This window comes from Streptomyces sp. NRRL F-5135, from assembly GCF_000719775.1.
Classification (GTDB): domain Bacteria; phylum Actinomycetota; class Actinomycetes; order Streptomycetales; family Streptomycetaceae; genus Streptomyces; species Streptomyces hebeiensis.
In genome coordinates this window covers 260684-279230 of sequence record NZ_JOHR01000013.1, presented here as the reverse complement: position 1 = coordinate 279230, position 18547 = coordinate 260684, and the positions used below count along the sequence as shown (strand labels likewise).

Sequence of the window (18547 nt, the reverse complement as noted above, 5' to 3'; positions counted from 1 at the left end):
ACATCGGGGTGGCGTCGGGGCGGCCCGAGCCGTCGGGCACGGAAGAGGGAATGCCTCCGGAGCGCGCTCCGGCCGGACGAGCGGCTGGGCCCTGGCCACGCCGTGGTCCTCTCCCGGACGTATCCCGTCGTATCCGGTCGTGTCACCGGCGCGTCGGCGCTCGTCACGAAGCACACGTCAACGACCGTGCCACCAACAGGCGCGGGAGCTCGGAGGAGGGGCGCACGATGGGGGCGGACCATATCCGGCGATGGGAATCGGGCGCACTCGCCCACGCGGTCACCGACCCCTTCGGGCAGGGACCACTGCCCTGGCTGCGGGGCAGCGAGACCTACTTCGACGACACCGGTCAGGTGGTTCCCTGGTACGCCGAGCCCCACATGGGCAGCGCTTTCAGCGGCGTCGGCGGCGGGTTCGGCGGCGGCGCCGGTGCCCGGGGGCCGGGCCACGGCAACGGCGCGAACGGCGCGAACAGTGCGAACGGCGCGAGGGCCGCGAGCGACACGAGTGATCCGGCCGACGAGAACGAGGGCGCGGGCAGCGGCACCGGCTGCGGCCCCGGCGTACCGGGCCGCACGGGCGGCTCGGGCAGCGTGGGCGGCGTCGGTGGTCCGGGGCATGTCCGGGCCGACGGCAGCAGCGGTGGCGCCCGCACGGCCGACGACGTCCATTGCCAGATCAAGGGCTTCGCGTCCGCCGGCGCCGTCGCGCCCGGCGAGGCGATCGACTTCCACATCACCGTCGACCCGCCCCAGCAGTACTCCGTGGACATCTACCGGATCGGGCACTACGGCGGCGACGGCGCGTTCAAGATAACCACCAGCCCCCGACTCCCCGGCATCGTCCAGCCCCCGCCGCTCGCGGCCGACCGCACCGTCTCCTGCCACCACTGGTGGCTGTCCTGGCGGCTCCAGGTTCCGTCGTACTGGACGCTCGGCGCCTACGTGGCCGTTCTGACCACCGCCGACGGCCACCGTTCCCACGTCCCCTTCACCGTGCGCGACGACCGCGCCGCCGACCTGCTCCTCCTGCTCCCCGACATCACCTGGCAGGCGTACAACCTCTATCCCGAGGACGGCCGCACCGGCGCCAGCCTCTACCACGCCTGGGACGCGGAGGGCCGTCTCCTCGGCGAACAGGACGCGGCGACCACGGTCTCCTTCGACCGCCCCTACGCGGGCGCCGGCCTGCCGCTGCACGTCGGGCACGCCTACGACTTCATCCGCTGGGCCGAGCGGTACGGCTACGACCTCGCCTACGCCGACGCCCGCGACCTGCACGCCGGCCGTATCGACCCCACCCGCTACCGGGGCCTGATCTTCCCCGGCCACGACGAGTACTGGTCCGTCCCCATGCGCCGCACCGTCGAGCGGGCGCGTGACAACGGCACGTCACTGGTCTTCCTGTCCGCGAACACCATGTACTGGCAGGTGGAGCTGTCCCCGTCGGCCTCCGGCGTGCCCGACCGCCTCCTCACCTGCCGCAAGAGGCGCGGCCCCGGCCGCTCCGCCCTCTGGCGCGAGCGGGACCGGCCGGAGCAGGAGGTGCTCGGCATCCAGTACGCGGGCCGGGTCCCCGAGCCGCACCCCCTGGTCGTGCGGAACGCCGCCCACTGGCTCTGGGAGGCGACCGGCGCGGGCGAGGGCGACGCGCTCGACGGGCTCGTCGCCGGTGAGGCCGACCGCTACTTCCCGCGCACCGCCCTGCCCGAGCACCAGGACCGGATCCTGCTCGCCCACTCCCCGTACCGCGACAGCGAGAACGCCCGCTGTCACCAGGAGACCTCGCTCTACCGCGCCCCCTCCGGAGCGCTCGTCTTCGCCTCCGGGACCTTCGCCTGGTCCCCGGCGCTCGACCGGCCGGGCCATGTCGACGCCCGTGTCCAACGCGCGACGGCCAACCTCCTGGACCGTATCTGCAAACGGGACTGAGGACAGAGGACAACAGGGCAGGGAGAAGACTGAGGACTGAGGACTGACGACACGAGACATCACAACTCGCGACAGCGAGTGGGGCAGTGGAGCAGCGGGGCAGCGGGGCAGCGGGGCGCCTCCGCGGCAAGGAGCGGGCGCCCCGCTCCCACCCCTCGGAGCCGCCCCTTCCGGCATACGGGAGAATCGACGCGATCTCTCAGATCGGACAGAGCCACCGGGAGGAACCGTGTCCGGATTCGTAGATAAGCCCGAACCCCTTCAGGTGCCGGGTCTGGTGCACCTCCACACCGGCAAGGTGCGCGACCTCTACCGCGACGAGGCCGGCGACCTGGTCATGGTCGCCAGCGACCGCATGTCCGCGTTCGACTGGGTCCTGCCGACCGAGATCCCGGACAAGGGCCGGGTCCTCACCCAGCTCTCGCTCTGGTGGTTCGAGCGGCTGGAGGACCTGGTGCCCCACCACGTGATCTCCACCGACCTGCCCGCCGGCGCTCCCGCCGACTGGGCCGGCCGTACGCTCGTCTGCCGGCCGCTGCGCATGGTCCCCGTGGAGTGCGTCGCGCGCGGCTACCTGGCCGGCTCCGGTCTCGCGGAGTACGAGCAGACCCGTACCGTCTGCGGGCTGGCGCTGCCCGAGGGGCTCGTCGACGGCTCCGAGCTTCCCGCCCCGATCTTCACGCCCGCCACCAAGGCCGCCGTCGGCGACCACGACGAGAACGTGTCGTACGAGGAGGTCGCCCGTCAGGTCGGCGCGGAGACCGCGGCCCGGCTGCGGCGTACGACGCTCGACGTGTACGCGCGGGCCCGGGACGTCGCCCGGGACCGCGGCATCGTCCTCGCCGACACCAAGTTCGAATTCGGGTTCGACGCCGACGAGCGGTTGGTGATCGCGGACGAGGTGCTCACGCCCGACTCCTCCCGGTTCTGGCCGGCCGACAGCTGGGAGCCGGGCCGTGCGCAGCCTTCGTACGACAAGCAGTACGTACGCGACTGGCTGACCTCGCCCGCGTCCGGCTGGGACCGGGCGAGCGAGCAGCCGCCCCCGCCGCTGCCGCAGGAGATCGTCGACGCGACCCGGACGCGGTACCTGGAGGCGTATGAGCACCTGACCGGCATCGCCTGGGAGTGAGCGGGCCGTCACGGGGGCATCCGCGGATTCCGGCGGGTACGTGGTTTCCGGCGAGTACGCCCGGCGGGCACGGCGGGCACACCCGGCGGGTACGAGAAAGGGCCCCGGTCGCTCCGACCGGGGCCCTTCCTCGTACTGCTGGGTGCTGCTGTTACCTCACTTGAGCGGACGACCAGGTTCGAACTGGCGACCTCAACCTTGGCAAGGTTGCGCTCTACCAACTGAGCTACGTCCGCTTGCGCCGTGGCGTGGGACCAACTATACCCAACCGCGGCGCCGGGCGAGACGCACTGCCGTATGCCGGTTCTCGGCACCCAGTTTCGTCGCGGCCGACGACAGGTAGTTGCGTACGGTCCCCGGCGAGAGCGAGGCCCGCTCCGCGATCTCCGCGATCGGAGCGCCGTCCGCCGCCAGCTCCAGCACCTCGGCCTCGCGCGCGGTCAGGGGCGAGTCCCCGGCGGAGATCGCGTCGGCGGCCAACTCCGGGTCGACATAGCGGTTGCCCGCGTGGACGGTACGGATGATTTCGGCGAGCTGCCGGGCGCTGACGGTCTTGGGCACGAATCCGCGCACGCCCGCCGCCAGCGCCCGTTTGAGATGGCCGGGACGGCCGTGGCTGGTCACGATCATCGTCCGGCAGCCGGGCAGTTCGGTGCGGAGGGATGTGGCGACCTTCACACCGTCCGCGCCGGGCATCTGGAGATCGAGCACGGCGACGTCGGGCCGGTGGGCGCGCGCCACGGCCAGTGCCTCGGGGCCGGAGCCCGCCTCGGCGACGACGACCAGATCGTCCTCCAGGGCGAGGAGGGCGGCGAGGGCGCCCCGGATCAGATGCTCGTCGTCCGCGAGCAGGACGCGCACGGGCGGGGTGGTTCCCGGCGCCGACGCGGACGCGGGCCCGGGCGTGGGTGCCGACCCGGGGCCGGGTACGGAGACGGGCACGGCTGCCGGTCCGGAATCGGACGCCGACACGGACGCGGGCTCGGGTACGGGTGCCGATGTCATGCGGTGGCGACCTCCTCACCGGCGCCGGGGGCCACGGAGGGTACGGCGGCACCCCCGCCGTCGCCGTCACCGCCGCTCCAGGTCCGGGACGCCGTTCCGGTACGGCCCGGCCGGGCCGAGTCCCCGCGGGCCGCGGCCATCGGGGCCGTACGGTTCGCTTCCGTGCCGGACATGCCCGCATCGGCACCGACGCCACCGGCACTCGCGCCCGGCCCCGCACCACCCGTCCCGGCCACGGCCAGCGGGATCCGGGCCGTCAGGCGGAAGCGGTCACCGGTCGCGCGGCCGGCCTCCAGCGTGCCGTCGAGGGCCGCCAGGCGTTCCCGCAGGCCGGTCAGGCCGGAGCCCTTCCGCGGCGTGGCCGCGGGTCCGGACCCGTCCGAGGACCCGGCCGTCGGCACGGCTGCTTTCCCCTTGCCGCCCCCCTCGTCCCTCGCATCCCCCGCGTCCCTCTCGTCCGCCGCCGGTACGCCGTCGTTCTCGACCACCAGGACCGCCTCCCCGTCGCCGCGTTCCCCCGGTCCCGGCACGGCGAGCCGTACGGTGCACCGCCGCGCGTCCCCGTGCCGCAGGACGTTCGTCGTCGCCTCCCGCACGACCCATCCCAGGGCCGACTGCACCTCGGCCGCGAGGCCCGTACCGTCATCGCCCTCGACCCGGCAGTCGATGCCCGCCGCCGCCAACACCCCACGTGCTCCTTCCAGTTCCGTGTGCAGGTTCGCGTCGCGGTAGCCCCGTACGACCTCCCGCACCTCCCGCTGCGACTCACGCGCGATCCGCTGCACGTCGCTCATCTGCGCCACTGCCTCCGGCCTGCCCCGCTCGGCGAGCTGGACCGCCAGTTCGCTCTTGAGCGCGATCACCGCGAGATTGCGGCCCATCACGTCGTGCATGTCCCGCCCGAAGCGCAGCCGTTCCTCCGCGACGGCCAGCCGCGTGTGCAGCTCGCGCGCCCGGTCCAGCTCCCAGACGACGTCCACGAGCCAGGCCGAGAAGACATAGCTCACGACGAGCGCCGAACCCATGGCGAGGACGCCGACGGCGTTCAGGCCGGCCTGTCCCCAGCCCGCCCCGAGCAGCAGGGTCACGACCGCCAGTCCGGCCGCCGCGCCGAGCACCGCGTACGTCCGGTGGACGGTCGTACGCAGTGTCAGCGAGATCCCCGCCAGCCCGAATCCGATGAGGAACATCAGAAGCACGCCGAATTCCGATGTGGCCACCTGGTCCGCGATGCGCAGCACCAGCAGGGCGACGACGCCCGCGGCGGACAGCACGGCCATCCCCACGGTCAGCCGGACGGGCCGCTCACGGCGGCCCAGCCGCCAGTCCAGTGCCCGGTTCGCGAGCAGGCCCCCCAGCACGGAATGGGCGAGGACCAGCAGGAACAGCCAGCGTTCGGCCGGACTCGCGGACTCGAAGAGCAGGGAGGTGGTGACCGCTCCGGTCTCGACGCCCGCGAAGGCCGTGAACGTCGCGCGGGTGTACTGCTCCACCCGGGCCGGTTTGCTCTTGTTCCCGCTCCCGTGTTCGCTCCTGGCCCGGTGGCCGGCTTCGGCGGCCCGTCGGCAGGTCCGCCGCCAACCTTCCACCGGCCCGGTCCGCCCGGTCATCGTGCTCTCCCGTTCTTCTCGTCGTGGGCCGGTCGTGCTCGCACGGCCGGCGTGGCCCGCGTCACCCAGGCGTCAGCCGGACCCGAATCCCCGAATCCCCGAATCCCGAATTCCCGGATCTCTGATCCCCTGATCCCTGATCCCCGGATCCCTGATCCCTGGATCTCCGGGCCCCCGGGACCCCGCGCCTGGCGCCACGTGGCTCAGCGGCGTGGCTCCCAGCGGAACCACCGACGTACAGCAAACACGCCGAGCACCGTCCAGGCCAGCGCGGTCAGGGCCGCTCCCAGCACGTCGTACGCCTCGATCCCGCCGACCCAGCCCGCGCGGATCAGCGTCATGACGCCGGAAAGCGGAAGCAGTTCGAACACCGAGGCGACCTTCTCCGGCAGCACGTCCAGGGGGACGAACAGCCCCGAGCCGAGCACCGAGATCAGGAACAACGGCATGATGGTGATCTGCGCGCTCTCCACCGTGCGCGTGACGGCGGAGGTCGCCGCGGCCAGCGCCGCGAGCAGGACCGTACCGATCAGCAGGCCGGCGATCAGCAGTTCGGGCCGGCGCGGGGCGCTCACGTCGAGGAACAGGCTGCCCGCCGCCACCAGCAGCCCGCACTGGACGAGGGTGACCGTGGCCGCCGGCAGGGCGGTACCGGTGAGGATTTCCGCGTCGGAGGCCTCGCCCGTGCGCAGCCGTTTGAGGACGAGGTCCTCGCGGCGGGCGGTGTACGCGGCGGCGAGGTTCGAGTAGACCGCCATGATCAGTACCGTCCCGAGGCCGCCGATCAGCGCAGCCTCGACCATGCTCAGTCCGCTCTTGCCGAGGTCGATCCGGTCGAGCGACACCTTGCTGCCCGCGATCGTGGCCACCGGTACGAACAGAGCGGAGAACAGCGCCGTCTTGTTCCGCAGGAGCAGCGTGAACTCGGCGCGGCCGAGCGCCGCGAGACGTCCTGACGGCGTGCTCGTACGGGGCGTTGCCGCGTCCGTGTCCGCTTCCCGGCCGGGCCTGTCCGGCCTGCTGGGCCTGCCACCGGGTCCGTCGCCGGCCCGCCTTTCCGTGTCGCCGGTCACAACAGCCCCCGTGCTCATCCGTGTCCCCGTCTCTTTCGCCATTCCCATCCCCGTCGCCATCTCTGTGCCCGTGCCTGTGCCCGTGCCCGTGCCCGTCTCCGTCGGTGTTCTCCTCACGCCGCTTCCGCCGCTTCCGCGTGTTCCGTCGCGATGTCGAGGAACGCCTCTTCGAGCGAGGCCGACCGTGCGTCCAGCGCCCCCAGGTTCACGTCCGACTCCTCGGCCCACCGCAGCAGTTCGCCCAGATCCCGCTGGAGTTCCCGGGTCCTGATCTCCACCCGCTGCCCGTCCGCCGCCGCGCGCAGTGACAGTGGCAGCCGGCCGGCGGGGACGTGCGGCGGCAGCGTGAAGCGGATATGGGACGGGCGCGCGGTGGTCACCTCGGCCGGGGTACCGGAGACCACGATCTTTCCCCGGTGCATGATCGCGAGCCGGTCGGCGAGGGACTCGGCCTCCTCCAGGTAGTGCGTGGTCAGCAGGACCGTGGTGCCGCCGTCGCGCAGCCGTCGCACCAAGTCCCAGGTGTCCCGCCGCCCTTCGGCGTCCAGGCCCGTGGTCGGTTCGTCCAGGAAGAGCACCTCGGGCCGGCCGAGCAGCGCCAGTGCCAGGTCCAGCCGCCGCCGCTCGCCGCCCGAGAGCTGCTTGACCCGTACCTTGGTCCGCCTGCCGAGTCCCACCATCTCCAGCGCCTCGCCGGCCGGCCGGGCGCCGCTGGTGCAGCCCGCGCACATCCGCACGGTCTCGGCGACCGTCAGATCGGACGGAAAGCCGCCCTCTTGGAGCATCACTCCGGTCCTGGGGCGGACGGCGGCGCGTTCGCGGTACGGATCGTGGCCGAGCACGCGCACCTCGCCCGAGTCGGGCCGGGCGAGACCTTCCAGCAGTTCGACGGTGGAGGTCTTTCCGGCGCCGTTCGTACCGAGCAGCGCGAACAGTTCGCCGCGCCCCACGGAGAACGAGACGCCGTCGACCGCGGTGAAACCACCGGAGTACGCCCGCCGCAGCTCGTCCACCTCGATCACCGGGTCACTGTCGTCGTTCCAGGAAGGCGTCCGGGTCAGCGTTCGAGAAGGCTCAGTCATGTCTTCAAGATTTCCGCCGGTCCGGGGCGGCGGGCAGTGCGCGCTGTCATCGGCGTTCATGACAAATGTCATGGACGGGGGAAGGCGACGAAGGCGACGAAGGAGACGGCGGAGCCGAGCGCGCACACGAAGAAGGCCCCGATCGAATTGATCAGGGCCTTCTGTCCGAGCGGACGACCAGGTTCGAACTGGCGACCTCAACCTTGGCAAGGTTGCGCTCTACCAACTGAGCTACGTCCGCATCGCATCGGATGGGCGACTGACGAGACAGACAGTCGCTGACCGGTGCGTCATCACTCTACCTGATCCACAGGAGTGGACCGGAGAGAGCGATGTGGAGCGGGTGACAGGAATCGCACACTGCGCCTCCCCCTTGGAAAGGGGGCGTTCTACTACTGAACTACACCCGCACGCTCCGTGAGGTTTTCCGGCCTTTCGACCTTGCCCCTCGGCGTGCTCCAAACTCTAGCCGATCAATGGGGGTGCTTCGCAACTCCGTGCGCAGAGGCCCCCTTCGGTCCCCCTCGAGGCCCCTCGGCGCGCGTCCGCGCTCCCGTCCCGGTGGCACGGCCCGTCGGGGTCCACGCGTCGGGATCTCCACGCGTCGGGACGGGAGCGCCCGCAGGACAGCCTGCGGTGGACGGACTGCGATGGGCGGACTGCGATGGGCGGACTGCGATGGGCGGGCCGCGATGGGGCGAGCGGACCCCGCACGCCTCAACGCGCTTCGCGGAACGCCTCGTAGACCTTCTTCGGGATCCGGCCGCGGGCCGGCACGTCCATCTTGTGCGACTGCGCCCAGGCCCGGACGGCGGCGGGATCGGGGGCCAGGGACGTGTGCCGGTAGCTCGTACGGGACTTGCCGCGCCTGCCGGCGTGCGTCTGCTTCCGGCCCGCCGCCACGAAGGGGGCCAGGGCCTTGCGGAGTTTCTTGGCGTTGGCGGGGTTGAGGTCGATCTCGTACGTCTTCCCGTCCAGGCCGAACATGACCGTCTCCGCCGCCTCGCCGCCGTCGATGTCGTCGGAGAGCGTAACCACTACGCGCTGCGCCACGGATATCGGTCCTTTCCTTCGGTACCTGCCCCCGCCCGTGTCCGACTCGTGTGGGAAACACGGTCGACGTGCGGTGATACCGTCCTTACGGATGTTTTGAGAAGGTGCGGCAATCCAGCTTTCCCGCTGCATTCCTTTGTACAGCGGTCACTGCCGCAATGTGAAGCTCAGCCAATTACATCAGCGTGTCCCGGGCAATGCCAGGGCGTGATTCTTTTCCTGATTTTTTCCCGGCGTGTTGTGCGTGGCCGGAATCGCCACGCGATCTCCGCGTGTGACGGCCGCGCGTTCCGGTCGTATCCGGGTGGCCGGCGGATCCGGCGGCCGGCCGGGTCGCCCGCCTCGTCCGCCCCATGGGCCGCTCTGCGCACCTCCCGCCCCGAGGTGCGCGTCTACCCGTGTAGATTTTCCGGCCAGGTAGGCTGAGGGAAGCTCGGGGGGTCCGGGAGATTTCCCCGGGTCTGGGGGATTCCCCGGAGAACAACAGCAGCAGAACCAGCCGCACCACACCACCGGGAGTGCCAGTGGCACGCGTCGTAGTCGACGTCATGCTCAAGCCGGAGATCCTCGACCCGCAGGGACAGGCGGTGCAGCGCGCACTGCCCCGTCTGGGTTTCGAGGGCATCGCCGACGTCCGCCAGGGAAAGCGTTTCGAGCTCGAAGTGGCGGGGCCGGTCGACGACGCCGCCCTTGCCCGTATCCATGAGATGGCGGAGACGTTCCTCGCCAATACCGTCATCGAAGACTTCACCGTGAAGATCGAAAACGCGGACGCGGCGGCCGGCGCGGATAACGGAAACGCTGCCGAGAAGGTGTCCCGGTGACCGCTCGTATCGGAGTCATCACCTTCCCCGGCACCCTCGACGACCGCGACAGCCTGCGCGCCGCCCGGATCGCCGGTGCCGAGCCCGTCTCCCTGTGGCACCGCGACAAGGACCTCAAGCAGGTCGACGCGGTCGTCCTCGCGGGCGGTTTCAGCTACGGCGACTACCTGCGGGCCGGTGCCATCTCCCGGTTCTCCCCGGTGATGGAGACGGTCATCGAGCAGGCGAAGGCCGGCCTGCCGGTCCTCGGCATCTGCAACGGCTTCCAGATCCTCACCGAGACCCACCTGCTGCCGGGCGCGATGCTGCGCAACAACGACCTCCACTTCGTCTGCCGCGACCAGAAGCTCCGGGTGGAGAACGCGGACACCGCCTGGACCGGCGACTACTCGGCGGGCCAGGAGATCTCCGTACCCCTCAAGAACATCGACGGCCGGTACACCGCCGACGAGCGCACGCTGGACGAGCTGGAGGCCGAGGGCCGCGTCGCCTTCCGCTACCTGGACGGCAACCCGAACGGCTCGCTGCGCGACATCGCCGGCATCACCAACGCGGCGGGCAACGTCGTCGGCCTGATGCCGCACCCCGAGCACGCCGTGGAACCGCTGATCGGTACGGGCCGTACCGACGGTCTCGGATTCTTCACCTCGATCCTGAAGAAGCTGGTAAGCGCCTGATGACCCTCGACACCGTCAAGCACGCGACCGACACCCCCGACACCGGCCAGCCCTGGAAGGAACTCGGCCTCAAGGAGGACGAGTACGCGCGGATCCGCGAGATCCTGGGCCGCCGCCCGACCGGTGCCGAGCTCGCCATGTACTCGGTCATGTGGTCCGAGCACTGCTCGTACAAGTCGTCCAAGGTCCACCTCCGGCAGTTCGGCGAGAAGGCCCCGGCCAGTGACGCCATGCTCGTGGGCATCGGTGAGAACGCGGGCGTCGTGGACGTCGGCCAGGGGTACGCGGTGACCTTCAAGGTCGAGTCGCACAACCACCCCTCGTACATCGAGCCCTACCAGGGCGCGGCCACCGGCGTCGGCGGCATCGTCCGCGACATCCTCGCCATGGGCGCCCGCCCGGTCGCCGTCGTGGACCCGCTGCGCTTCGGCGCCGCCGACCACCCCGACACCAGGCGGGTGCTGCCCGGCGTGGTCGCGGGCATCGGCGGCTACGGCAACTGCCTGGGCCTGCCGAACATCGGCGGCGAGGTCGTCTTCGACGCCTGTTACCAGGGCAATCCGCTGGTGAACGCCGGCTGTATCGGCGTCATGAAGCACGAGGACATCCACCTCGCCAAGGCGTCCGGCGCCGGCAACAAGGTGATCCTCTACGGCGCCCGCACGGGCGGCGACGGCATCGGAGGCGTGTCGGTCCTGGCGTCCGAGACCTTCGACGCCGCGTCCGACAGTGCCTCCGGCACGGGCAAGCCGAAGAAGCGGCCCGCCGTCCAGGTCGGCGACCCGTTCCAGGAGAAGCTGCTGATCGAGTGCACCCTGGAGATCTTCGCCGAGAAGCTCGTCGCGGGGATCCAGGACCTCGGGGGCGCCGGCCTGTCCTGCGCGACGAGCGAACTGGCGAGCGCCGGCTCCGGCGGCATGCGGGTCGAGCTGGACACCGTACCGCTGCGTGACGCGACCCTCTCGCCCGAGGAGATCCTCATGAGCGAGTCGCAGGAGCGCATGTGCGCCGTGGTCGAGCCGGACAAGGTCGCCCGCTTCATGGAGATCTGCGAGAAGTGGGACGTCATCGCCACGGTCATCGGCGAGGTGACCGAGGGCGAGCGGCTGGAGATCTTCTGGCACGGCGAGCAGATCGTGGACGTGCCGCCGCGCTCCGTGGCGCACGACGGCCCGGTGTACGAGCGCCCCTACGCGCGCCCCGAGTGGCAGGACGCGCTCCAGGCGGACGACGCGAACGCGCTGCCGCGCCCGGCGACCTCGGCGGAGCTGCGCGAGCAGGTGCTCAAGCTGGTCGCGTCGCCGAACCAGGCGTCCAAGGCGTGGATCACCGACCAGTACGACCGTTTCGTGCAGGGCAACACCGTGCTCGCGCAGCCCGAGGACGCCGGCATGGTCCGGATCGACGAGGAGTCGAACCTGGGCGTGGCGATGGCGACGGACGGCAACGGACGGTACGCGAAGCTCGACCCGTACGCGGGCGCGCAGCTCGCGCTCGCCGAGTCGTACCGCAATGTCGCCGCCTCCGGCGCCAAGCCGCTCGCCGTCTCGGACTGCCTGAACTTCGGCTCGCCCGAGGACCCGGCAGTGATGTGGCAGTTCGCCGAGGCGACGCGCGGTCTGGCGGACGGCTGCCTCGCCCTCGGCACCCCGGTGACCGGCGGCAACGTCTCGCTCTACAACCAGACCGGCGAGACGGCCATCCACCCGACGCCGGTGGTCGCGGTGCTCGGCGTGATCGACGACGTGACGCGCCGGACGCCGATCGCCTTCACGGAGCAGGGCCAGCTGCTCTACCTGCTGGGGGACACCCGCGAGGAGTTCGGCGGCTCGGCCTGGTCCCAGGTCGTGCACGACCACCTGGGCGGGCTGCCGCCGGCGGTCGACCTCGACCGGGAGAAGCTGCTCGGCGAGATCCTGATCTCGGCGTCCCGCGACGGCATGATCGACGCGGCGCACGACCTGAGCGACGGCGGTCTGATCCAGGCCGTGACGGAGTCCTGCCTGCGCGGCGGCAACGGCGCGCGACTGGTCGTACCGGACGGTCTCGACGCGTTCACCTTCCTGTTCAGCGAGTCGGCGGGCCGCGCGGTCGTCGCCGTGCCGCGCAGCGAGGAGCTCCGCTTCACCGACATGTGCGGGGCGCGGGGGCTGCCGGTGACGCGGATCGGTGTCGTGGACGGCACGGCGATCGAGGTGCAGGGCGAGTTCGGCGTGGAGCTGAGCGAGCTGCGGGAGGCGTACGAGGGGACGATCCCGGCGCTGCTGGCGTAACGGAGCCCGCTCTCGGGGCCGAGCCCCTGCCCGGCGGCCACTGCCGACCGGGCAGGGGCTCGGTCGTGTGCGAGTCCGTCCCGGGCCGGGCGCGGATGGCTGGGCGCGGCCGGTACGAGGTGACAGGCACCCGGGTAAAGGCGGGGCAAATGGTGGCGCAATGCGGAAACTCGGGCAATTCGACCGAGCCGCATGTCCACTTCCAGCTGATGGACCACGTGGATCCGGATGCGGCGAGGGGAATTCCGTTTCGCTGGCGCGGAATCGGTGTTCCGGCGGGCGGCGAGTACTTCACCGTCGTGCCACCGGCGGAAAAGGTGGACGCCGGGGCGGAATGAGGCCGGACGGGAGGTCCGGAGGCGTTTTCTCCCGTGCACCCGTCGGATCAGCGGCGGGCGGCTCAGATCACCGGTGGGCGGCCCAGCGCCGTCATGCGGCGTACGGTCCGCCAGCGGATCGGGCGGCGGGGGCCGCACGCCGTTCGCGTGCCCTCGAAGAAGCCGCCGAACCACGCGCGCAGTCCGCTCGCCGAGCGGGTGCGGGCGACCGTGAGCAGTATCCACGTGCCGAGGTAGAGCGGGACGAGGACGGCGGGGAGGTGGCGGCGGGCCAGCCACACCCGGTTGCGGGCGGTCATCCGGTAGAACTCGGCATGGCGGGCGGGCGAGGTACGGGGGTGCTGGAGCACCAGTTCCGGCTCGTACCGGATCGTCCAGCCCGCGTCCAGGGCGCGCCAGGCGAGGTCGGTCTCCTCATGTGTGAAGAAGAACTCGTCCGGCCAGCCGCCCGTCTCGTCCAGCATCGGCATCGAGAGCGCGTGTCCGCCGCCGAGGAAGGTGGTCACCTCGCCGCCGCGCATCGGGTCGTCCACCCGCAGCCGGGGCACGTGCCGGCGCTGGGTGAAACCGGTCTCGTCCGCGATGCGGAAGCTGACGATGCCGAGCCGGGGATCGGCCTCGTACAGGTCGGCGATGCGCGTGAAGACGTCCGCCTCGATGAGCAGTCCGTCGTCGTCCAGGTCGACGAGCACGTCCACGTCACCGAAGGAGCGGAGCTTCTCCATGGCGACGTTGCGGCCGCCGGAGACGCCGAGGTTCTTCTCCAGCTCCACGCCGACGACGCCCTCGGGCAGCTCGGGCAGGGGCGCGCCGTTGCCCACGACCACGATCCTGCTCGCGGCCTCCCGCTGCTTGGCCACGGAGTCGAGCAGCGCCCGCAGCTCGACGGGCCGGGTGCCCATGGTCAGCACGGCCACACCTACACGCGGTCGGGACACGTACGGATCACCCCAGCAGTCATCGGCAACGACAGGGATCGATGGTATCCGTCATTCGCCATCTCCCGGCCATCGGCCGATCTCCTCACCGACGCCACCGGTTCACCGGCCGGGGATCCGGGCGGTGATCCGGGCGGTGGCCGAACCATGTCCATGATCCGGCCCTTGTGGCAAACTGCCCGCATGTTCGTGCTCGGGGGTGGGGTGTGAGCGAGCCGCGGTCCGCTCCGACGATCGGCCAGCTGGTCCTCAGCAGACAACTGCAGGCTCTTCGCGAAAGGGCCGGATTCAGCCGCGACCAGGCGGCCAGGCTGCTCCGGGTCGCGGCCGGGACGATCCGGCGGATGGAGACGGCCGAGGTCGCGCTGAAGGTCCCGTACATCCAGATCCTGCTGCCCGCGTACGGCGTGCCCGACGACGAGGTGGTCACCTTCCTCCAGCTGGCCGACGAGGCCAACAAACCGGGCTGGTGGCAGCGGTTCCACGATGTGCTGCCGGACTGGTTCGGCGGACACGTCAGCCTGGAGGAGGCCGCCCGCACCATCCGTGCCTACGAGCCGCACTTCGTGCCGGGGCTGCTGCAGACGGAGGACTACGCGCGTGGCGTCCTGACGTACGGGGCCATCGGACGGACCGATCCCGACCGGATCGAACGCCTCGTCGCCCTCCGGATGGAACGTCAGGCCCTGCTCACCCGGCCCGACGCCCCGAACTTCTGGGTCGTCATGGACGAGACCGTCTTCCACCGCCCCGTCGAGTCGGGCGCCGTCATGCGCGCGCAGCTCGACCGGCTGCTGGAGTCGGCCGAGATGCCGAACGTCACACTCCAGATCGCCACGTTCGCGGCCGGCCACCACCCCGGTACGTACAGCCCGTTCGTCCTGTTCCGCTTCGCGATCCCCGAGCTTCCGGACATGGCGTACGTCGAGTACCTGACCGGTGCGCTCTACCTCGACAACGCCAACGAGGTCGTCGGGCACATGGAGGCCATGGACCGCATGGTCGCGCACGCGGAGTCCGTGCGCCGGACGAAGGAGATCCTCGCCGACTTCCGCGACCGCTACTGAGGCTTTCACCTTTGCCACGCGCTCCCGCTTGTTTGCGTGCGGGACAGTCGGGCAGGCGGATTCTTGTCAGGGAAACGGCTCGACAGTGAGGAGCGCGACCATGACAGCCGACCGGAAGGCCCGTGGCGACCACGCCATGAGGAAGTCGGGTGCCAAGACCGACCAGGTCAAGGGCGCCATCAAGGAAACCCTCGGACGTGCCGTCGGCAACGAGCGGATGACGGCGGAGGGCCGGGCCACGCGCGCCAAGGGCGACATGCGTGAAGCCGGCGCGAAGACCAGGGACGCGTTCAAACGGTAACGACCGCGTTCGGGCGTGACCGTGTTCGAGCGTGACCGTGTTCGGATGCGACCGCGGTCGCACGGTGGCCCGGCGGAGCGGGATCTCCCCTCCGCCGGGCCACCGTCGTACGTACGTACAGGTATGCGGGCGGGCGGGCTCAGGCCGCCGCGCGGATCTGCGTCCGTACCCGGTCCGCCTGGGTCTTCATCGCGCGCTTCAGGCGGGGGCCGAAGGGCTTCTCGACCAGGCGGTGGATCAGCCACGCGAGCGTGAGCATCAGCAGGATCGTGGCCACGAACGTCACGCGCGGCTCCACGCCGAAGTGGCGGTGCAGGATGCTGATCGCGAACCAGCCGAGGTGCTCGTGGACCAGGTAGAAGGGGTACGTGAGGGCGCCGGCGAAGGTGAGCCAGCGCCAGTTCGCCCAGCGGAGCCAGCCCAGGGCCACGGCCGCGACGGCGGCGAAGGCGAAGGTGACGACCAGCAGGATCACGTAGGGGGAGCGCTCCTGGAACGCGGATGTCGCGTTCGGGTCCCACAGCGCCGTCGTCGAGTAGCGCTGGCCGAGCAGCCAGCTGGTGGCGACGATGCCCCAGAGCAGCAGATCGCTGCCGTAGCGGTGGATCAGGTAGAGCGCGAGCCCGCCGATGAAGAAGGGCGCGTGGTCCCGCATCACGATCTCGTCCGTGAGCGGGTGGTCGGCGACCCGGGCCAGCACCCCCGCCACCGTCCACAGGCAGCAGAAGATCACGACTCGGCGGTAGGTGACGCCCTTCCAGACCACGAAGAGCGCGAAGAGCAGGTAGAAACGCGCCTCGACCCACAGGGTCCAGCACACGCCGAGGACCCGGCCCACGCCCATCGGCTGCTGAAGCATCGTCAGGTTGACCAGCACCTCGTCGAGGCGCAGCGGTGCGATGACGGAGGGGAGTGCCACGCAGGCAGCGGTGGTGAGGACGATGGCCGCCCAGTACGCGGGGTAGAGCCGGGAGACGCGTGAGCGGAAGAAGTCCCCGAGCGACCGGCCCCAACTGCTCATACAGATGACGAAACCGCTGATGACGAAGAAGAGCTGGACACCCAGGGCGCCGTAGGTGGCGGCCTGCGACAGGTCGGGGAACAGCTCCTTCGGCGACTGGCCCCAGGCGTGCGAGGTCTGGGCCTTCCCCGCGTAGTGGAAAACGCAGACCATGAGCGCCGCCAGGATGCGGAGCCCGTCGAGGGCCCGCATCCGGTCGGGCTTCTGGTCCGGCCGCGCGGACGCGGGGACGGGGCGGATCTCCGGCTCGGGTACCGGATCCGGGACCCGAGCCAGTGTCGCTTGAGTCATTCGGTTCGTTCCATTCGTTCCTGCTGCGGCGGTGTGGACGGGAGCTGCCTGTCCTGGGGGCGGGCGCCGCGGGCGTTGTCGGCCGTGCGCCCAGCCGGACGACACTAGGGGGCGCCCGATGAACGGTGCGACAGCCGGCAGGTGAACAGAGGATCCGCGCAAGGGGCCGTCAGGTGAATTCCCGGAGACGGCGAACGGGGCCGGGGCAGGGCCGGGGCAGGGTGGGCACCGGAGCCGACTGCGGGTGCGGTCGGCGACCACGGATACGGCCGGCTACGGGTACGGCCGACGACCACGGGAACGGCGACGGCGAGCCTTGCCGCACGAGGTGACCGTGCGGCAAGGCTCGCCGTCGCCGGCTGAACGGACTCCTAATCCGTGAGCTCGATACGGCCGTTGCTCCCGGCGCCGCCCCCGGCGCGGCTCCCGAGCGCGCTGTTGCCCACGTTCGTTTCGGCGTTCGTCTCGGTGTCCGGCGCCACGTTCTTCCCGGCGCTCTTCTCCGCGATCTTGCCCCCGGCGATGCCCTTCAGCAGCTCGGCCAGGTCAACTCCCGTCGTCGAGCTCAGGAGTTCGAAGCCCTGCGCGACATTGTCCGTGACCGTACGGGCCAGCTTGCCCGCGCCGTCCGTCGAGATCACCGTCATCTTGTCCACCGCGCTCAGCGGCTCCGACGCCTTCGCCACGACCGACGGCAACACCTCGACCAGCATCTGGAGGACCGCCGCGTCGCCGTACCGGTCGAACGCGTCCGCCTTCTTCCGCATCGCCTCCGCCTCGGCCGCGCCCTTCGCGCCGATCGCGTCGGCCTCCGCCTCGCCCTCGATCCGTACCGCGTCGGCGAGCGCGGCGCGGTGCGCCTTCTCGCCCTCACCGGTGAGCCGGGACCGCTCCGCGTCGGCCTCGGCCTGCTTGACCTGGGCGATACGGCGCGCCTCGGCCTCCTGCTCCGCCTGGTAGCGGGCGGCGTCGGCCGGCTTGCGCACCTTGGTGTCCAGCTCGCGGTCGGTCAGCGCGGCCTGGCGCTCGGCGACCTTCTCCCGCTCGCTCAGGACGTCCTGGTCGCGCGCCGCCTGGGCGAGCGGGCCCGCGGCGGCCGCACGCGCGGCGGCCTCGTCCGTCTCGGCCTTGATCTCGGCCTGCTTCAGCGCGAACGTCCGCTGGGCGATCGCGATCTCTTCCTCGGCCTTCAGTCGCGCCTGCTCGGCGGCGCGCCGCGCCACCGCCTCCGCGATGTCGGCCTCCTGCTTGGCGCGCGCGGCCTCCGGGCGGCCGAGGTCCTCCAGGTACGAACCCTCCGTCGTGATGTCCTGGATCTGGAACGCGTCCAGCACCAGCCCCTGCCCGGACAGGCTGGCCTCGGCCTCCTCCGCGACCTGGCCGGCGAAGGCCGCGCGGTCCCGGATGATGTCCTCCACGGACATGCGGCCGACGATCGAGCGCAGCGCGCCCGACAGGACTTCCTGCGTGAAGCCGACGATCCCGCCCTGCTGCTGGAGGAACCGCTGGGCCGCCGCCCTGATGGAGTCCTCCGTACCGCCGACCTTGACGATGGCGACGCCTTCGAGGTTGGCCTTCACGCCGCGCAGTGTGACCGCGCCCCGTACCGCCACCGGGATGTGGCGGCTGGACAGGTCCAGCGAGAACTTCTGCTGGACGAACGGGATGACGAACACCCCGCCGCCCACCACGACCTTCTGGCCGCTGTTGTCGGTGGACACCAGGCCGGTGTCCGGGTCGGTCGTGCGCTTGCCGCGCCGTCCGGTGACGATGAACGCCTCACTGGGACCGGCGACCTTGTAGCGCGTGATCACGACGAGTGCCAGCAGGACGGCGAGGACGACGATCCCCACCACGGCTGTGACGACTGGACTCATACGGTTCTCTCCTTTGGCTCCCCGTGCCTCCCGTTGTCTCCTGGACGACGGCAG

General features: G+C 71.1%; 15 protein-coding genes, 3 tRNA genes and 1 pseudogene. 8 read left to right on the top strand and 11 right to left on the bottom strand.

Annotation, left to right across the window (positions count from 1 at the left end):
• Positions 1–227: 227 nt before the first annotated feature.
• Both IG02_RS0123645 and IG02_RS0123640 read left to right on the top strand, forming a co-directional pair.
• A complete protein-coding gene (locus IG02_RS0123645) occupies positions 228–1931 on the top strand; it encodes a N,N-dimethylformamidase beta subunit family domain-containing protein (protein WP_030751620.1) in 1704 nt (567 codons plus the stop codon).
• Between the two features lie 229 nt (positions 1932–2160).
• Positions 2161–3063, top strand: a complete 903-nt coding sequence (locus IG02_RS0123640) for a phosphoribosylaminoimidazolesuccinocarboxamide synthase (RefSeq protein WP_030751616.1) — start codon at positions 2161–2163, stop codon at positions 3061–3063.
• 163 nt (positions 3064–3226) lie between these two features.
• Here IG02_RS0123640 and IG02_RS0123635 read toward each other — a convergent pair.
• From IG02_RS0123635 to IG02_RS0123600, 8 genes are all read right to left on the bottom strand, one after another.
• Positions 3227–3299: transfer RNA gene (locus IG02_RS0123635), tRNA-Gly, on the bottom strand.
• A 22-nt stretch (positions 3300–3321) separates the two neighbouring features.
• On the bottom strand, positions 3322–4068 hold the full coding sequence (locus tag IG02_RS0123630) for a response regulator (protein WP_234314876.1): 747 nt from the start codon (positions 4066–4068) through the stop codon (positions 3322–3324).
• The gene (locus tag IG02_RS0123625) at positions 4065–5678 is read right to left on the bottom strand and encodes a sensor histidine kinase (protein WP_063756839.1); all 1614 of its coding nucleotides are present in this window, start codon (positions 5676–5678) and stop codon (positions 4065–4067) included. Before IG02_RS0123625 ends, IG02_RS0123630 begins: the two co-directional genes overlap by 4 nt.
• 203 nt (positions 5679–5881) lie before the next feature.
• Positions 5882–6751, bottom strand: a complete 870-nt coding sequence (locus IG02_RS0123620; protein WP_267958530.1) for an ABC transporter permease — start codon at positions 6749–6751, stop codon at positions 5882–5884.
• Positions 6752–6864: 113 nt separating this feature from the next.
• On the bottom strand, positions 6865–7833 hold the full coding sequence (locus IG02_RS0123615; protein WP_051765587.1) for an ABC transporter ATP-binding protein: 969 nt from the start codon (positions 7831–7833) through the stop codon (positions 6865–6867).
• A 168-nt stretch (positions 7834–8001) separates the two neighbouring features.
• A tRNA-Gly gene (locus IG02_RS0123610) sits at positions 8002–8074 on the bottom strand.
• 94 nt (positions 8075–8168) lie between these two features.
• Positions 8169–8243: transfer RNA gene (locus IG02_RS0123605), tRNA-Gly, on the bottom strand.
• 307 nt (positions 8244–8550) lie between these two features.
• Positions 8551–8886 (bottom strand): histone-like nucleoid-structuring protein Lsr2, encoded by a 336-nt coding sequence (locus IG02_RS0123600; RefSeq protein WP_030751601.1) that lies wholly within the window; start codon positions 8884–8886, stop codon positions 8551–8553.
• A 524-nt stretch (positions 8887–9410) separates the two neighbouring features.
• Here IG02_RS0123600 and purS point away from each other — a divergent pair.
• From purS to IG02_RS0123580, 4 genes and pseudogenes are all read left to right on the top strand, one after another.
• Complete coding sequence (gene purS, locus IG02_RS0123595) at positions 9411–9710, top strand: phosphoribosylformylglycinamidine synthase subunit PurS (protein WP_051765585.1); 300 nt, start codon at positions 9411–9413, stop codon at positions 9708–9710.
• Complete coding sequence (gene purQ, locus IG02_RS0123590) at positions 9707–10387, top strand: phosphoribosylformylglycinamidine synthase subunit PurQ (protein WP_030751596.1); 681 nt, start codon at positions 9707–9709, stop codon at positions 10385–10387. Before purS ends, purQ begins: the two co-directional genes overlap by 4 nt.
• Positions 10387–12660 (top strand): phosphoribosylformylglycinamidine synthase subunit PurL, encoded by a 2274-nt coding sequence (gene purL, locus IG02_RS0123585; protein ID WP_030751594.1) that lies wholly within the window; start codon positions 10387–10389, stop codon positions 12658–12660. Before purQ ends, purL begins: the two co-directional genes overlap by 1 nt.
• Positions 12661–12785: 125 nt before the next feature.
• A pseudogene (locus IG02_RS0123580) lies at positions 12786–12998 on the top strand (M23 family metallopeptidase); the annotation flags it as partial.
• Positions 12999–13060: 62 nt separating this feature from the next.
• Here the strand turns inward: IG02_RS0123580 and IG02_RS0123575 are convergent.
• Complete coding sequence (locus IG02_RS0123575; RefSeq protein WP_051765638.1) at positions 13061–13900, bottom strand: glycosyltransferase family 2 protein; 840 nt, start codon at positions 13898–13900, stop codon at positions 13061–13063.
• A 242-nt stretch (positions 13901–14142) separates the two neighbouring features.
• On the opposite strand from IG02_RS0123575, the gene IG02_RS0123570 reads away from it, so the two are divergent.
• Together IG02_RS0123570 and IG02_RS0123565 are read left to right on the top strand one after the other, a co-directional pair.
• Positions 14143–15003 (top strand): helix-turn-helix domain-containing protein, encoded by an 861-nt coding sequence (locus tag IG02_RS0123570; protein WP_030751586.1) that lies wholly within the window; start codon positions 14143–14145, stop codon positions 15001–15003.
• Positions 15004–15103: 100 nt separating this feature from the next.
• Positions 15104–15304, top strand: coding sequence for a CsbD family protein (locus IG02_RS0123565; RefSeq protein WP_037803972.1), 201 nt, complete (start codon positions 15104–15106; stop codon positions 15302–15304).
• Between the two features lie 139 nt (positions 15305–15443).
• On the opposite strand, the gene IG02_RS0123560 is transcribed toward IG02_RS0123565, so the two are convergent.
• Together IG02_RS0123560 and IG02_RS0123555 are read right to left on the bottom strand one after the other, a co-directional pair.
• A complete protein-coding gene (locus IG02_RS0123560) occupies positions 15444–16616 on the bottom strand; it encodes an acyltransferase family protein (RefSeq protein WP_030751578.1) in 1173 nt (390 codons plus the stop codon).
• A 371-nt stretch (positions 16617–16987) separates the two neighbouring features.
• On the bottom strand, positions 16988–18493 hold the full coding sequence (locus tag IG02_RS0123555) for a flotillin family protein (RefSeq protein WP_078854748.1): 1506 nt from the start codon (positions 18491–18493) through the stop codon (positions 16988–16990).
• Between the last annotated feature and the right edge of the window lie 54 nt (positions 18494–18547).

What these genes read in the sequence shown, in the direction of transcription:
- IG02_RS0123645 (WP_030751620.1), top strand. Translation starts at nt 228, where the DNA reads ATGGGGGCGGACCATATCCGGCGATGGGAATCGGGCGCACTCGCCCAC.
- IG02_RS0123630 (WP_234314876.1), bottom strand. Translation starts at nt 4,068, where the DNA reads ATGACATCGGCACCCGTACCCGAGCCCGCGTCCGTGTCGGCGTCCGAT.
- IG02_RS0123625 (WP_063756839.1), bottom strand. Translation starts at nt 5,678, where the DNA reads ATGACCGGGCGGACCGGGCCGGTGGAAGGTTGGCGGCGGACCTGCCGA.
- IG02_RS0123615 (WP_051765587.1), bottom strand. Translation starts at nt 7,833, where the DNA reads ATGACTGAGCCTTCTCGAACGCTGACCCGGACGCCTTCCTGGAACGAC.
- purL (WP_030751594.1), top strand. Translation starts at nt 10,387, where the DNA reads ATGACCCTCGACACCGTCAAGCACGCGACCGACACCCCCGACACCGGC.
- IG02_RS0123575 (WP_051765638.1), bottom strand. Translation starts at nt 13,900, where the DNA reads ATGGGCACCCGGCCCGTCGAGCTGCGGGCGCTGCTCGACTCCGTGGCC.
- IG02_RS0123565 (WP_037803972.1), top strand. Translation starts at nt 15,104, where the DNA reads ATGACAGCCGACCGGAAGGCCCGTGGCGACCACGCCATGAGGAAGTCG.
- IG02_RS0123560 (WP_030751578.1), bottom strand. Translation starts at nt 16,616, where the DNA reads ATGACTCAAGCGACACTGGCTCGGGTCCCGGATCCGGTACCCGAGCCG.
- IG02_RS0123555 (WP_078854748.1), bottom strand. Translation starts at nt 18,493, where the DNA reads ATGAGTCCAGTCGTCACAGCCGTGGTGGGGATCGTCGTCCTCGCCGTC.